At 39.1% G+C, this 15,036-nt stretch carries 18 protein-coding genes; all 18 read left to right on the forward strand.

The window, feature by feature from the left end; genetic code table 11:
• Window positions 1-65 precede the first annotated feature (65 nt).
• Complete coding sequence (locus AC59HZ_RS02705; protein WP_496544350.1) at window positions 66-620, forward strand: NUDIX hydrolase; 555 nt, start codon at window positions 66-68, stop codon at window positions 618-620.
• Window positions 617-1,780 (forward strand): endonuclease Q family protein, encoded by a 1,164-nt coding sequence (locus tag AC59HZ_RS02710; RefSeq protein ID WP_496544351.1) that lies wholly within the window; start codon window positions 617-619, stop codon window positions 1,778-1,780. The genes AC59HZ_RS02705 and AC59HZ_RS02710 overlap by 4 nt, the downstream gene beginning before the upstream one ends.
• Window positions 1,781-1,898: 118 nt before the next feature.
• Window positions 1,899-2,546, forward strand: a complete 648-nt coding sequence (gene spoIIM, locus AC59HZ_RS02715; RefSeq protein WP_496544352.1) for a stage II sporulation protein M — start codon at window positions 1,899-1,901, stop codon at window positions 2,544-2,546.
• Window positions 2,547-2,654: 108 nt separating this feature from the next.
• Complete coding sequence (gene fur, locus AC59HZ_RS02720) at window positions 2,655-3,119, forward strand: ferric iron uptake transcriptional regulator (RefSeq protein ID WP_496544353.1); 465 nt, start codon at window positions 2,655-2,657, stop codon at window positions 3,117-3,119.
• A 130-nt stretch (window positions 3,120-3,249) separates the two neighbouring features.
• A complete protein-coding gene (locus AC59HZ_RS02725) occupies window positions 3,250-3,477 on the forward strand; it encodes a YqzK family protein (RefSeq protein WP_223591557.1) in 228 nt (75 codons plus the stop codon).
• Window positions 3,478-3,482: 5 nt separating this feature from the next.
• Window positions 3,483-4,376: a site-specific tyrosine recombinase XerD gene (xerD, locus tag AC59HZ_RS02730; RefSeq protein WP_496544354.1), complete on the forward strand. Its 894-nt coding sequence runs from the start codon at window positions 3,483-3,485 to the stop codon at window positions 4,374-4,376.
• A gap of 225 nt (window positions 4,377-4,601) precedes the next feature.
• The gene (deoB, locus tag AC59HZ_RS02735) at window positions 4,602-5,786 is read left to right on the forward strand and encodes a phosphopentomutase (RefSeq protein WP_496544355.1); all 1,185 of its coding nucleotides are present in this window, start codon (window positions 4,602-4,604) and stop codon (window positions 5,784-5,786) included.
• A 14-nt stretch (window positions 5,787-5,800) separates the two neighbouring features.
• Window positions 5,801-6,619 (forward strand): purine-nucleoside phosphorylase, encoded by an 819-nt coding sequence (locus AC59HZ_RS02740; RefSeq protein ID WP_496544356.1) that lies wholly within the window; start codon window positions 5,801-5,803, stop codon window positions 6,617-6,619.
• A gap of 194 nt (window positions 6,620-6,813) precedes the next feature.
• Complete coding sequence (locus tag AC59HZ_RS02745; RefSeq protein ID WP_496544357.1) at window positions 6,814-8,118, forward strand: pyrimidine-nucleoside phosphorylase; 1,305 nt, start codon at window positions 6,814-6,816, stop codon at window positions 8,116-8,118.
• Window positions 8,119-8,240: 122 nt separating this feature from the next.
• Window positions 8,241-9,434, forward strand: a complete 1,194-nt coding sequence (locus tag AC59HZ_RS02750) for a D-alanyl-D-alanine carboxypeptidase family protein (protein WP_496544358.1) — start codon at window positions 8,241-8,243, stop codon at window positions 9,432-9,434.
• A gap of 211 nt (window positions 9,435-9,645) precedes the next feature.
• Window positions 9,646-9,996 (forward strand): anti-sigma F factor antagonist, encoded by a 351-nt coding sequence (gene spoIIAA, locus AC59HZ_RS02755; protein ID WP_496544359.1) that lies wholly within the window; start codon window positions 9,646-9,648, stop codon window positions 9,994-9,996.
• Window positions 9,997-10,437, forward strand: coding sequence for an anti-sigma F factor (spoIIAB, locus tag AC59HZ_RS02760; protein ID WP_496544360.1), 441 nt, complete (start codon window positions 9,997-9,999; stop codon window positions 10,435-10,437). It abuts the gene before it with no gap.
• Window positions 10,438-10,449: 12 nt separating this feature from the next.
• Complete coding sequence (sigF, locus tag AC59HZ_RS02765; protein WP_289985209.1) at window positions 10,450-11,208, forward strand: RNA polymerase sporulation sigma factor SigF; 759 nt, start codon at window positions 10,450-10,452, stop codon at window positions 11,206-11,208.
• A gap of 91 nt (window positions 11,209-11,299) precedes the next feature.
• The gene (locus AC59HZ_RS02770) at window positions 11,300-11,920 is read left to right on the forward strand and encodes a stage V sporulation protein AA (RefSeq protein WP_430062411.1); all 621 of its coding nucleotides are present in this window, start codon (window positions 11,300-11,302) and stop codon (window positions 11,918-11,920) included.
• Window positions 11,910-12,335 (forward strand): stage V sporulation protein AB, encoded by a 426-nt coding sequence (locus AC59HZ_RS02775; protein WP_430062414.1) that lies wholly within the window; start codon window positions 11,910-11,912, stop codon window positions 12,333-12,335. Before AC59HZ_RS02770 ends, AC59HZ_RS02775 begins: the two co-directional genes overlap by 11 nt.
• 26 nt (window positions 12,336-12,361) lie before the next feature.
• Window positions 12,362-12,937 (forward strand): stage V sporulation protein SpoVABEA, encoded by a 576-nt coding sequence (spoVAEA, locus tag AC59HZ_RS02780; RefSeq protein ID WP_496544361.1) that lies wholly within the window; start codon window positions 12,362-12,364, stop codon window positions 12,935-12,937.
• Window positions 12,924-14,414, forward strand: coding sequence for a spore germination protein (locus tag AC59HZ_RS02785; RefSeq protein ID WP_496544362.1), 1,491 nt, complete (start codon window positions 12,924-12,926; stop codon window positions 14,412-14,414). Before spoVAEA ends, AC59HZ_RS02785 begins: the two co-directional genes overlap by 14 nt.
• A 159-nt stretch (window positions 14,415-14,573) precedes the next feature.
• Window positions 14,574-15,036: diaminopimelate decarboxylase family protein (locus AC59HZ_RS02790; protein ID WP_496544363.1), on the forward strand; the 463-nt coding region annotated here is incomplete at its 3' end.

Raw genomic sequence — 15,036 nt, forward strand, 5'->3', positions numbered from 1 at the left:
CCCCTCCAGATTAAGTATGGTAAAATGTATGAGCAGATTATTGGAATAGAACAGGAGTGACCTTTATGAGCAAGCTTGAGGAAAAAACACTTCATAGCGAAGAAATTTTTTCAGGAAAGGTAATCAGTCTTCATTTACAGGATGTTGAACTGCCAAATGGCAAACAATCTAAACGGGAAATCGTCAAACATCCCGGGGCAGTTGCTATTTTAGCTGTCACAAATGATGATAAGATCATCATGGTCGAACAATACCGAAAAGCATTGGAAAGAACGATAGTTGAAATACCGGCAGGAAAGCTGGAAAAAGGGGAAGAACCAGCTGTCTGTGCCCGCCGTGAGCTCGAGGAAGAGACAGGCTATGGATGTGAAAGTCTTGAATTACTCACCTCCTTTTATACTTCACCAGGTTTTGCTGATGAAATCGTCCATGTATATTTGGCCAAGGGCTTATCAAAAATAGAAAATTCCGCCGCACTTGATGAAGACGAATTTGTGAATCTCGAGGAATTAACCCTTGAAGAAGCTCTACAATATGTCAAGGAACAAAAAATTTATGATGCGAAAACAATCTATGCTGTCCAATACTTACAATTGCAAAGGGCAATAGGAAAAAAATGAATCGTTATTATGTAGATTTACATATTCATATTGGCCGGACTTGGACAGGCAAACCGGTCAAAATTACCGGGGCCAAATCGTTAACTTTTACAAATATTATCGAACATGCCAGGCACGAAAAAGGGCTCAATATGGTCGGAATTATCGACAGCCATTCACCTGAAGTCATTCTCGAGATGGAAAGTCTGATTGACAGCGGAGAAATGTATGAGCATCCTGATGGGGGCTTAGTATTTGGCGACTTAACGGTTATCCCTGGGTCAGAGTTAGAGATTTATGATGAAGAATGTAATGGCCCAATTCATTTGCTATGCTATTTTCCAAACCTAACGATTATGAGAGAGTTCTCAACATGGTTGTCGAACCACTTGAAAAATATTCAATTAAGCTCGCAAAGAATCTATGAATCAGGTCGGATATTGCAAAAAAAAGTAAAAGAGTTTGGAGGCATTTTCATTCCCGCCCATGTCTTTACGCCCTTTAAAAGTTTATATGGCAAAGGGGTCAATCATTCACTAACAGAGGTACTGGATCCCGATTTAATAGACGGAATAGAGCTTGGTCTAAGCTCAGACACAAGCATGGCTGATCAATTAGGAGAATTGCACCGCTATACGTTTGTAACGAATTCGGACGCGCATTCCCTTGCAAAGATTGCCCGTGAATATCAAGTGGCTGCGTTGAAGGAACCAACCTTCCTTGAACTGCAAAAAGCATTAAAAGGGGAAGATGGCCGTCAAATTATTGCTAACTATGGGCTTGATCCACTGCTGGGGAAATATCATAAAACCGTTTGCGCAGAATGTTTCAATCATCTCAATGAGGAAGATCAGCGTTGTGATGTATGTGGAAATCAGAAAATCATAAAAGGAGTGGCTGCCCGAATTCTGGAATTGAAAACGGCAGATGGAAGTCCTCCAGGGCGCCCTCCCTATATCCATCAAGTACCTCTCGAATTTATCCCTGGACTAGGGCCGAAATTACTTGAAAAACTGGTGAATCATTTTGGCAGTGAAATGGCTATATTACACGAAGTACCATATGAAGCGTTAAAAAAGGTAGTCCCAGCTAAAATAGCCGACCTTATCATGAATGCAAGGGAAGGGAAAATAAATCTAGCTGCCGGCGGCGGCGGAAAATATGGTAAAATTGCGGATTAAAAATCCCGTCAGCATATGCTGTCGGGATTTTTCCTATACTCTATTAATTGTAGTAATAGAAATACTAGACTAGGCATAGATTGTATTAACCGATTGACAAAAGTAGGAGGAAACGCAAATGAAAAAACGATTGAACCAGTCCAATGCCGCTAGTTATTTCCGTGAGCATTCCTCGATTTTCTTATTTATTGTAATTTTATTTTTAATGGGGGTCATATTTGGAGCGGTTGTGGTAAACAGCATGAGTTTTACCCAAAAGGAAGATCTCTACTATTATTTATCACAATTTTTTGGCCAAGTTTCCGGTGATAAGGTAGCGGAAGATAATGACCTATTTTTGCAGAGTTTTTCCCACAATAGTAAGTTTATTGGACTAATGTGGATCCTTGGGATATCAATCATCGGACTGCCTGTTATTCTGATTCTTTTATTTGTTAAAGGGATGGTTGTCGGGTTTACAGTTGGCTTTTTAGTAAGTCAAATGGGCTGGAAAGGATTTCTGCTCGCGTTTGCATCTATCCTTCCGCAAAACTTGATTATCATTCCGGTATTTATCTTGATGGCAGCCTTATCAGTGATATTTTCAATGAGAATGATCAAAAAACAGTTTATCAAAAAATATGCCCAGCCAATCATGCCTTTTTTTAAAGGATATATTTTTGCTCTGATTGCAGCAGTGATTTTTATATCAGCAGCTTCTGGAATAGAAGCTTATTTATCACCATGGTTAATGAAAACGATTATTAGCTCAACTTCATTAAAATAATTATTATTTAATATTAATTATAAATTCTTGTTTATAATAATTTTATTTTGAATCTCTTTTCTCATCTGTTATAATGAGAACTAACAGTGGCGAGGGAGGGACTTCAGAATGGAAACTAGACTTGAGCGTATAAAAAAACAGTTGCATTCAGCAAGTTATAAGCTAACACCTCAGCGTGAAGCAACCGTCAGAGTTTTATTAGAAAATGAAGAGGATCATTTAAGTGCGGAAGATGTGTACCTCCTCGTTAAAGAAAAATCGCCTGAAATTGGATTAGCAACTGTTTATCGTACATTAGAATTATTAACGGAATTAAAAATTGTCGATAAAATAAATTTTGGCGACGGCGTATCAAGATATGATTTAAGGCAGGAAGGTGCGGCACATTTTCACCATCACCTTGTTTGTATAGAATGTGGCGCTGTTGATGAAATTCAGGAAGATTTGCTTGAGGATGTGGAAGCTGTCGTCGAACGACGATGGAATTTTAAAATTAAAGATCATCGTCTTACTTTTCATGGGATTTGCTATCGCTGCCAGGATAAGGTGAAAGTGGAAGAAAAAACTGAATAACTTATAAATCGTCCTTTTATGCGAAAGGGCTTTTTCTTTTGTTTACCCATATTTCCAGATATAAAGGTATAAAACTTGTACATTTTGGCATACCTTTTACTAGAATACCTGAAAATTAGGGGGAAGCAAGATGATCTCTTTTATAAAAATAACACTGCAAACCTTAAAGGTTTTTATCATTTTTACCGGATGCACGATCCTCTTCTATTATGGTATCATGTGGGTATCAGAAGAATACCAAAGCTATCATCGCTATGAAGAACCGGAAGGAGCTGCATTAAAGGTTTCAAATGCAGTAGATGAAGAAAATCCTTCCTTGTTAGATCGGCTGATGTTGTTTTATTTAAATGGGGAGTAAGGGCGATGGAAGAGCGGATAAAAGATTTTATGCATTATTTGATAGTTGAAAAAGGGCTGGCCCAAAATACCATTCTATCCTATGAACGCGATTTGAAAAGCTATCTTCATTATTTAGGAAAAGTCGAGGCGATCCTCTCCTTTAATGATATACAGCGCGTCCATATTATACAATTTCTTGGATTTTTAAAGGAGCAAGGAAAATCATCGAAAACAATTGCAAGGCACATTGCTTCCATTCGTGCCTTTCATCAATTTTTATTAAGGGAAAAAGCAGCCGGCCAAGATCCTTCGAATCTGATTGAACCACCAAAACTTGAAAGAACACTTCCTAAAGTTTTGAGCATGAAAGAGGTAGAACTTCTTTTAGATGCGCCTAAATTGGAGGATCATTATGGGAAACGGGACAAAGCGATGCTTGAACTTCTCTATGCAACAGGAATTCGTGTTAGTGAACTGATTGGTCTGGATATTGATCATGTTCATTTAACGATGGGATTTATTCGTTGTCTTGGAACAGGCAATAATGAACGGATTATTCCGATTGGGCGTACTGCTTCAGATGCCATCTTGCAATATTTAGAACAAGGCAGACCTTTGTTTGCAGCGAAAAAGCATCCTGATAATGCCTTGTTTTTAAATCACCAAGGTAAAAGGTTGACCAGACAGGGCTTTTGGAAAATTCTAAAAAAACTTTCCAAAGAGGCTGGAATAGTGAAAGAGCTGACCCCACATACACTTCGTCATTCCTTTGCTGTTCATTTATTGGAAAATGGGGCAGATTTAAAGGCTGTTCAAGAAATGTTAGGCCATGTAAATATATCTACGACACAAATATATACAAACGTAAATAAGACAAGGCTGAAGGACGTTTATAGTAAATTTCACCCAAGAGCTTGATAGAATGATAGTTAATACTCGATTTCGCATAAATGTCAAAAAGCTGCCAAAATTTCAGGCAGCTTTTTTCTTGTAATTTCATAAACATTTAGTAAAATAAAGATGTCAGACTTCTGACGAATATAATTATGTGACCCTTTCATAGTTCTAATTTAAACAGGGTAACCTATTTTTGTGTATTTTTAACTTGTAAACGTTTCCTATTAATAAAGGAGGAAGATTCGAATGGCGGCAGATACATATAAGCGTATTTTTATTATCGTCATGGACTCAGTCGGAATTGGAGAAGCACCGGATGCCGAAAAGTTTGGCGATAAAGGTGCTGATACATTTGGCCATATAGCCGAAAAAATGAACGGTCTGAATATGCCAAATATGGCGAAATTGGGATTAAGTAATATTCGGGAAATAAAAGGAATTAACAAAGCAGAGAAGCCTTTAGCTTTTTATACAAAAATGATGGAAGCTTCAAACGGAAAAGATACAATGACAGGACATTGGGAAATCATGGGACTTAATATCCAGACTCCATTCCGTGTATTCCCAGAAGGGTTTCCGGTAGAACTTGTCTCTGAATTAGAAAGCCGCACCGGCAGAAAGGTTATTGGCAATAAACCTGCCAGCGGAACCGAGATTCTTGATGAACTTGGTGAAGAGCATATGAAAACAGGTGCTTTAATAGTATATACATCGGCAGACTCTGTCCTGCAAATTGCTGCCCACGAAGAAATTATTCCGCTTGAAGAATTATATAAAATTTGTAAAATTGCTCGCGAGTTGACGCTTGATGAAAAGTACATGGTTGGCCGGGTAATTGCCCGTCCATTCCTAGGGGAACCAGGAAACTTTAAACGAACTTCAAACCGCCATGATTATGCCCTAAAACCATTCGACCGCACAGTGATGAGCGAATTGAAGGATGCCGACTTTGATGTAATCGCGATCGGTAAAATATCGGATATTTATGACGGGGAAGGCGTTACAAAATCGCTCCGCACCGTTTCGAATATGGACGGTATGGATAAGCTGGTTGAAACCCTTGATATGGACTTCACCGGATTAAGCTTTTTAAATCTAGTGGATTTTGATGCATTATATGGTCACCGCCGCGACCCTGAAGGGTATGGTAAAGCACTTGAAGAATATGATGCCCGTCTTCCTGAGGTGTTTGCGAAAATGAACGAAGATGACCTATTAATGATTACAGCAGACCACGGAAACGACCCTGTCGCACCTGGCACAGACCATACTCGTGAATATGTACCATTATTAGTTTACTCAAAGAAAATGACTGAAGGCAGAGAGCTGCCACTACGAGAAACATTTGCTGACCTAGGAGCAACAGTGGCGGAAAACTTCAATGTAAAACTGCCAAACTACGGAAAGAGCTTTTTAAAAGAATTAAGCTAAAAAGGGGAATGAACATGAACGTTGAAAAAATTCAAAATGCTGCGGGATTTCTAAAAGATAAATATGGGAATACACCAAGAATTGGTCTCATTTTAGGCTCTGGACTAGGTGTGTTGGCAGATGAAATTGAGAATCCAGTTAAAATTCCGTACAATGAAATTCCTGATTTTCCTGTTTCGACAGTAGAAGGACATGCAGGACAGCTTGTTTTTGGCCTATTAAGTGGAGTAGAGGTTGTCGCAATGCAGGGCCGCTTTCATTTCTATGAGGGATATGCAATGGATAAAGTAACTTTCCCTGTTCGCGTCATGAAAGAAATGGGAGTTGAAATGTTAATCGTTACGAATGCTGCCGGCGGTGTCAATGAAAGCTTCGAACCGGGAGACTTGATGATTATTACAGACCATATTAATAATATGGGGACAAATCCATTAATTGGACCAAATGATGCTAAATTAGGCGTTCGTTTTCCGGATATGTCAGAGGCCTATACGAAGGAATTGCGTTCAATGGCAAAAGAAATTGCTTCCCGCTTAAATATTAAGATTCAAGAGGGCGTTTATTTTGGAAACCCTGGCCCTGTATATGAAACACCAGCCGAAATTCGCATGGTTCGGGTATTAGGCGGTGATGCAGTTGGGATGTCTACTGTACCAGAGGTAATTGTTGCCCGTCACAGCGGAATGAAGGTTCTAGGAATTTCTTGTATTTCAAATATGGCTGCCGGTATTCTTGATCAGCCGCTGACACATGATGAAGTCATCGAAACAACTGAAAAGGTTAAAGCAAATTTCCTCCTTTATATAAAAGAAATCGTTAAAAGCATGGCGTAATATAAAAAGCTGTTCTAATGGTCACAAGCTGTTGATTGGAACGGAAGGCGCGAGACTCCTGCGGGAGTACGGGACAGGGAGACCTCGCATGCGAGGAACTCGCCGAGGAGGCTCCCCGAACCGCCCGCGCCTGAAGAGGAAATCAACAGACGAATACAACAAATATAAAAGTAAGAGTAAAGTGGTGATAACCGATGAGAATGGTTGACTTAATTGAGAAAAAAAGAGATGGAATTGAACTAACAACAGAAGAAATTAATTTTATTATTACCGGCTATACAGATGGGTCCATACCGGATTATCAAATGAGTGCCCTAACAATGGCTATTGTTTTTCAAGGGATGACCGAGAAAGAAAGAGCTGATTTAACAATGGCGATGGTGGAATCTGGGGACCAAATCGATTTATCGCAAATTGAAGGAATTAAAGTTGATAAACATTCAACTGGCGGAGTTGGTGATACTACCACTCTTGTCCTTGGCCCCCTTGTAGCTGCCTTGGGCGTGCCTGTTGCGAAAATGTCTGGACGTGGATTAGGTCATACCGGTGGTACAATTGATAAATTAGAAGCAGTTAATGGTTTCCATGTTGAAATTGACAATAGTGAATTCATTGATTTAGTTAATAAAAATAAAATCGCCGTTATCGGCCAAAGCGGAAATTTAACACCTGCAGATAAAAAGCTTTATGCGCTACGAGATGTTACGGCAACTGTTGAAAGTATTCCGCTGATCGCCAGTTCCATCATGAGCAAAAAAATTGCTGCAGGAGCTGATGCTATCGTACTTGATGTAAAAACAGGTGCAGGAGCTTTCATGAAAACGCTTGATGATTCAAAGGAATTGGCAAAAGCAATGGTTCGGATTGGTAATAATGTAGGCAGACGTACAATGGCCGTCATTTCTGACATGAGTCAGCCGCTTGGATATGCAATCGGTAACGCCCTTGAGGTAAAGGAAGCCATTGACACTTTAAAAGGTGAAGGTCCCGAAGATTTAACAGAGCTTTGCTTAACACTCGGCAGCCATATGGTTTATCTGGCTGAAAAGGCTGGCTCATTGGCTGAGGCACGGACTCTCCTTGAAAAGGTGATTAAGGATGGGTCAGCCCTAGAAAAATTAAAAGTCTTTTTAAGCTCTCAAGGCGGGGATGCCTCGATTGTCGATGACCCTACTAAAATGCCGCAGGCAAAATTCACGTTTGAGCTTGAAGCAAAAGAAGATGGGTTTGTTTCCGAAATCGTTGCTGACGAGGTTGGAACAGCAGCAATGTTACTAGGAGCAGGAAGAGCAACGAAGGAATCTATTATTGATTTAGCTGTTGGACTTGTGTTAAGGAAGAAAATCGGCGACCAGGTCAATAAAGGTGAGTCGTTAGTAACCATATACAGTAACTTTGAAGACGTAAGTGAAGTTAAACAAAAGCTTTATGAAAATATCAAAATCGCGGCAGCCAAAGTCGACGCGCCGCTTCTCATCCATGGAGAAATAACAGAATAATAAACGTGCTCTAAGGTGTCAGGCACCATGCGAAAATTTCACATGGTGCCTGACACCTTTTTATGTATAAACTTGTTTATTTTGGTAAAAATGGTGGCTATAAAGAATGGAGGGTTATGCGAATGAAACGATTTTTCTCTTTTATAGTAGCATCTTTTTTACTAACTAGCTTATGGGTTCCTTCTACCTTTGCTGCAGAAGAAAAAAAGAATGCTGGAATAGAAAATAAGAGTACAGATATTGTCAGTAACGTCAGTTCTGCTATTTTAATTGAGCGGGACACAGGTAAGGTTCTTTATGAGAAAAATAGCCAAGAAAAATTGCCGCCTGCAAGTATGACCAAGATTATGACAATGTTACTCATTATGGAAGCGATTGATAAAGGAAAGCTTAGCTGGAATGAAAAAGTCCGGACGAGTGAATATGCCGCATCCATGGGGGGATCACAAATTTTCCTGGAACCGGGTGAAGAAATGACAACCAAGCAAATGCTTCAGGGTATTGCGATTGGTTCAGGAAATGATGCTTCTGTAGCGATGGCTGAGAGAATTGCCGGTTCGGAAGATGCCTTTGTCGATATGATGAATGCAAAGGCAAAACAACTGGGATTGAAGCATACTTTCTTTAAAAATACAACTGGCTTACCTGTAAGCGGACATTACAGCTCAGCACATGATATGGCAGTAATGGCAAAAGAACTTTTAAAATATGAAGACATTACGAAATTTACGGGAATGTATGAAGCATACCTTCGTGAAAATACAGACAAAAAATTCTGGCTCGTTAATACAAACAAATTAGTTCGTTTTTACCCTGGAGTCGATGGGTTAAAAACTGGTTTTACGGCAGAAGCGAAATATTGCTTAACAGCAACAGCTCAAAAGGATGGTATGCGTGTAATTGCAGTCGTCTTTGGAGCCCCGACTTCTAAAGAGAGAAATGCTCAAGTGACCAAAATGCTTAATTATGCTTTTAGTCAATATCAAACACACCCGCTTTATAAACGGAATCAATCTATTGGCACTGCCAGAATCAGTAAAGGGAAGGATAAGTCTGTAGAGGCAGTCACAAGTGAACCACTTTCGTTACTGACTAAAAAAGGTGAAAAAACGGAGGATGTAAAGCAAAAAGTAATTCTCCAAAAAAACCTAAACGCTCCATTAACTAAAGGTGATAAGGTTGGGTCGATAAAACTGATTAAAGATGGAAAGGTAATCCTTGAAAGTCCGCTTGTAGCAAGTAAATCGGTAAAAGAAGCAGGCTGGTGGACCCTTTACAAGCGTTCCTTCGGTATGTTTACAAAAGCAGGAAAATAAGTAATTCTATCTTTAAGAATTGTCTAGCTTCAGCGCCTAGGGGATCGAGGTCATAAGCCACTGACCAAGGCGCTTCCGCTTTTCATTTTGTCGGAAAAGTAAATTATGACACTACTTTTGGCGAATATCGACTAGTTTTGTATTTATAGAAGGATATTGATGATAAAAAAGCGAATTGACTCACTATACCAGATTAAGGAGGCCGGGGATAGTGAGTCTTAACATTGAATTAGTTACAAAACATGACGTTCTTTGCATACGCTTAAGCGGTGAATTAGACCACCACACTGCGGATGAACTTCGCGAAAAAGTAACGGCAGCGATCGAAAAAAATGACATTCGCCATATCGTCTTGAATCTAGAACAACTCTCTTTCATGGATAGCTCGGGTTTAGGCGTAATTTTAGGAAGATATAAACAAATTAAACAGGTGCATGGTGAAATGGTGGTTTGTGCAATTTCCCCAGCAATACAAAGATTATTCGATATGTCTGGTTTATTTAAAATCATCAAAATGGAACCGACAGAGGAATTTGCATTGCAAAGATTGGGGGTTGCCTGAATGAAAAATGAGATGAATCTTGAGTTCAGTGCTTTAAGTCAAAACGAATCCTTTGCCCGTGTGACTGTAGCTGCATTTATTGCCCAACTAGACCCAACGATGGATGAGTTAACCGAGATAAAAACAGTTGTTTCAGAAGCGGTGACGAATGCGATTATTCATGGTTATGAAAACGATCCAAATGGAATTGTTTATATCCGTGTTTCTATTGAAGAAAGTTTAATTGATATGACAATTAAAGATATAGGATTAGGTATCATCGATGTGGAGGAAGCTCGTCAGCCATTATTTACAACAAAGCCGGATTTAGAACGGTCCGGTATGGGTTTTACCATCATGGAGAATTTCATGGATGAGGTAGAGATTCATTCACAGCCAGGCAGCGGAACCGAGGTTAGATTACGTAAGCATTTACAATCCCGCAAAATGCTTTGCAATTAAGGAGACTTGCCGATGGATGTGGAGGTCAAGAACGATAAAAGTCAACCGTATTTAAAGGATCATGAAGTGAAAGAGCTCATCAAAAAGAGCCAGGACGGAGACCAAGAAGCAAGGGATTTAATTGTTGAAAAGAATATGCGTCTGGTCTGGTCAGTAGTTCAAAGGTTTCTTAACAGAGGGTATGACCCGGATGATTTATTCCAAATTGGCTGCATTGGATTATTAAAGTCAGTTGATAAGTTTGACCTTTCCTACGACGTCAAGTTTTCCACCTACGCCGTACCGATGATTATCGGAGAAATTCAACGATTTATTCGTGATGATGGAACCGTAAAGGTCAGCCGTTCGCTGAAGGAAATGGGAAACAAAATCCGTAAGGCCAAGGATGAGTTATCAAAAACACTCGGAAGAATTCCAACTGTTAATGAGATTTCTGAGTATCTTGAGCTGTCGCCGGAGGATGTCATTCTTGCACAAGAGGCAAGCAGGACACCTTCCTCCATTCATGAAACCGTTTATGAAAATGATGGAGATCCAATTACATTATTAGATCAAATTGATGATGGCAACGAAGGAAAATGGTTTGATAAAATTGCTTTAAAAGAAGCAATCCGCGAATTAGATGAACGGGAAAGGCTGATTGTCTATTTGCGCTATTATAAGGACCAAACCCAATCCGAAGTTGCCGGGCGCCTCGGGATTTCTCAGGTACAGGTTTCAAGACTCGAAAAAAAGATATTGCAGCAAATGAAAGACCGTATGGATCTCTAATCCATGCGGTTTTTTCATTTTCATACATGAAAGTCTTCCTTAAAACCCATACTACATACACAAGGAAAACATTGTGTGGGAAGTGAATGTTCTGGAAAAAACAATCTACATTCGCATGCGGAATCGGGTTCAAACAAAGCCTGAAGAAAGAGTTTTATTGAAGGATGTCGCCCAAATAATAGCCCCAGAAGCTGAGCTTTCAAGTTTAAAAGAAATGCTGGTTCACCAAGTATCGGAAACGGATCGAAATATTATCGTTATTGATGTTATGCATATCATTCAACTGATAACAAAAGAGTTCGGGGATATGGAGGTTCAAACGATAGGCCCTGCACAGACTATCATTGAAGTGATAAATAAGAAAAAAGGAATATCTATTCCTTTTTTTCTGTTAATTTGGTTTCTTTTATTTTTTGGATCGGCTATGGCGATTATGAATTTTCATGATGACGTTAGTATGAAAAGTGTCCAAGAAAAAATTTACACCATTATTACCGGGAAAAATGAAGCAAAACCATTACTCTTTCAAATCCCCTATTCGATTGGTTTGGGCCTCGGCATGATTTTATTCTTTAATCACTTTTTTAAGAAACGTTTAAATGATGAACCCAGTCCGCTTGAAGTAGAAATGTTTAATTATCAAATGGATTTAGATAATTATGTGATCATCCATGAAAATAAAGAAAGTATGAAACGAGTTAATGACGATTAAAATTGTAGCGATCATATTTTTAGGATTAGCAAGTGGATTGGCCGTTGGGTCTGGTTTTGTAGCGTTTCTAACCGTACTTGGTATTATCCCAAGACTGACTCAGCTGACCAAAACAATGAAAATGATTCAACAATATGAATGGGCAGTTGTGATTGGTGCGCTTAGCGGAGTGCTGGCAAGTTTAAGGGACCCGCTGTTTCCTATTTCAGCCTATTTTTTGATTCCGCTTGGCATCACAGGCGGTGTGTTTGTTGGCATGTTGGCAGCCGCTCTTACAGAGGTTTTAAATGTTCTGCCTATACTTGCAAAACGGATTAGGTTAGATGGGGAAATTGTCATTTTAATTATGGCAATTGTATTAGGGAAAATCTTTGGATCCATTTTTCAATGGCTTTATTTTGTACATATTAAGTAGACTACGCCATGAAAGGACATCACAAGATGAGTAAGCGGAGGCGTGTTATTTTAATTACCGACGGTGATGAATATGCAAAGAGGGCTGTAGAGCATGTCGCTCAAGAAATTGGCGGTCGATGTATTTCCAGTTCGCAGGGAAATCCATCTAAATTAACTGGAGCTCAACTTGTCCATCTAATAAAAGAAACCCCGCATGATCCTATATTGGTGATGTTTGATGATAGTGGAATTGTAGGTGAGGGATATGGTGAAAATGCCTTGAAATATGTGGCATTACATAAAGATATTGAAGTCCTTGGAATTATTGCCGTTGCAGCGAAATCGCATCATGAAGAATGGACAAGAGTCGATTTAAGCATCGATAGGGATGGAGAATTAACCCCATACGGTGTAGATAAATACGGTATACCAGAACTAGAAATCGGCAGAATAAATGGAGATACCGTTTACTGTCTTGATGAATTGGATGTACCCATAATCGTAGGCATAGGTGATATTGGAAAGATGGCTAGGCGTGACTCGTACAAAGTAGGTTCGCCCATAACAAAAAAAGCGGTAGAGCTTATTCTAGAAAGGAGTGGCTTTCATGTCAAGAAGTAAAGAGCATATTTGGCCGATTCCGGAATCCGTGCATGAAATTGAAAATTATATGAAACAACGAGTTGGGCTGGGTGTCAGCTTTGATTTAGGAATACGGAAATTGACCATTCTAAAAAAAGAAGTCAATATTTATTATGTCAATGGACTATGTGACACCAGTTATATAATTCAACTAATTAAAGAATTAGTAGAGATTAATGATCATGAAAAAATTTCCACGAACCTGTTCAAAATTATTGATAATAGGCTTATCAACCAATCTGTTGAGCAAATTAAAGATTTAGACCAGCTTGTATTAAAAGTACTATCAGGTTTAATTGTTGTAGTAATGGAAGGCGAAAGCACGGCTTTTGCTATTGATGTAAGAAGCTACCCGGGGCGTTCGCCTCAAGAACCTGATACAGAAAAGGTAGTAAGAGGATCACGAGATGGTTTAGTAGAAAATATCATTCTAAATACGGCTTTAATTAGAAGGAGAATCAGGGACGAGCGGCTTCGTTTTGAAATGTTAAAAGTAGGAAAGCGGTCAAGAACGGATGTTTCTTTAGGTTATTTAGAGGATGTGGCCGACCCGGATTTAATTAATATAATCCGAAAAGAATTAAATGCTATTGAAACGGATGGAATTCCAATGGCAGATAAAACGATTGAAGAATTCTTAGTAAAACAAGGGTTCAATCCATTTCCGCTTGTAAGGTATACAGAGCGTGCGGATGTGGCCGCTACCCATATCCTTGAAGGGCATGTGATTATATTAGTAGACACATCACCAAGTGTAATTATTACTCCAACGACTTACTTTCATCATGTTCAGCATGCGGAAGAATTCAGGGAATCACCATCAATGGGAACTTTTATGCGCTTTGCACGATTTCTAGGTGTTTTAACATCTATATTACTACTTCCGTTATGGTTGTTATTCGTATTGGAACCATCATTATTACCTGAAAAGCTATCATTTATTGGACCAAATGAACAGACCAATATTCCAATTATCGTTCAAATATTTTTAGCAGACTTTGGTCTCGAATTTTTGAGATTGGCTGCCATTCATACACCAACACCGCTTTCAACAGCAATGGGCTTAATTGCAGCTGTATTGATTGGGCAAATTGCCATTAGTGTAGGTCTATTTGTTCCTGAGGTAATATTGTATGTAGCTGTAGCTGGTATTGGATCTTTTACAACCCCAAGTTACGAGTTAAGTATAGCAAACAAAATGGGTAGATTAACCTTGTTACTTCTTGTCGCATTATTCCATACGCCAGGTTTTGTAATCGGGACTACCTTATTATTTATTTTTATAGTAAAAACCCGTGCCCTAAACACTCCATACTTTTGGCCTTTTCTTCCGTTCGAGCCTAAAGGATTTATGCAAATTATTTTTCGAAGGGCAATTCCGGGTTCAATCCTTAGACCAAGTATTGTCCACCCAAGAAATCGTTACAGGCAGCCGCCAAAAGCGAATGAGAAATGATTGCGGAAATTTCTCTGTTATGCTAAAGTATTTTTAATTAAATATAGGAATTAGTGCAAAAAAATAGGCAGTTTCTATGCGGATTCTGTCTATTTATTTATTATCTTTTATGATTGTCTACATAAAATGTAGTGAGTCGTTATGGAGAGAGGGAAGGGAATGTTTTTTTACGGGACAACAGGTGTAAATAAAAATGGAAATTTGGAAATAGGCGGGGTTGATGCCCTTGAACTGGCACAGCAATTTGGGACTCCGTTATATGTTTATGATGTGGCGTTAATGAGAGAAAGAGCACGGGGATTTAAACAGACTTTTGAAGACCAGCAAGTAAAGGCTCAAGTTGCTTATGCTAGTAAAGCATTTTCGACAGTTGCCATGGTTCAGCTGGCAGAAGAAGAAGGGTTATCACTGGATGTTGTCTCCGGCGGCGAATTATATACAGCGATTGCTGCAGGATTCCCAGTTGAGCGAATTCATTTTCATGGAAATAACAAAAGCAGAGAAGAATTAGAAATGGCATTGGAGCATGGAATTGGCTGCATTGTTATCGATAATTTTTTTGAAATGGAACTTTTAAAATCGATCTGTTTAGAAAAAAAGGCCAATGTAAATATATTATTAA

This window comes from Neobacillus sp. DZ-9 (assembly GCF_059587065.1).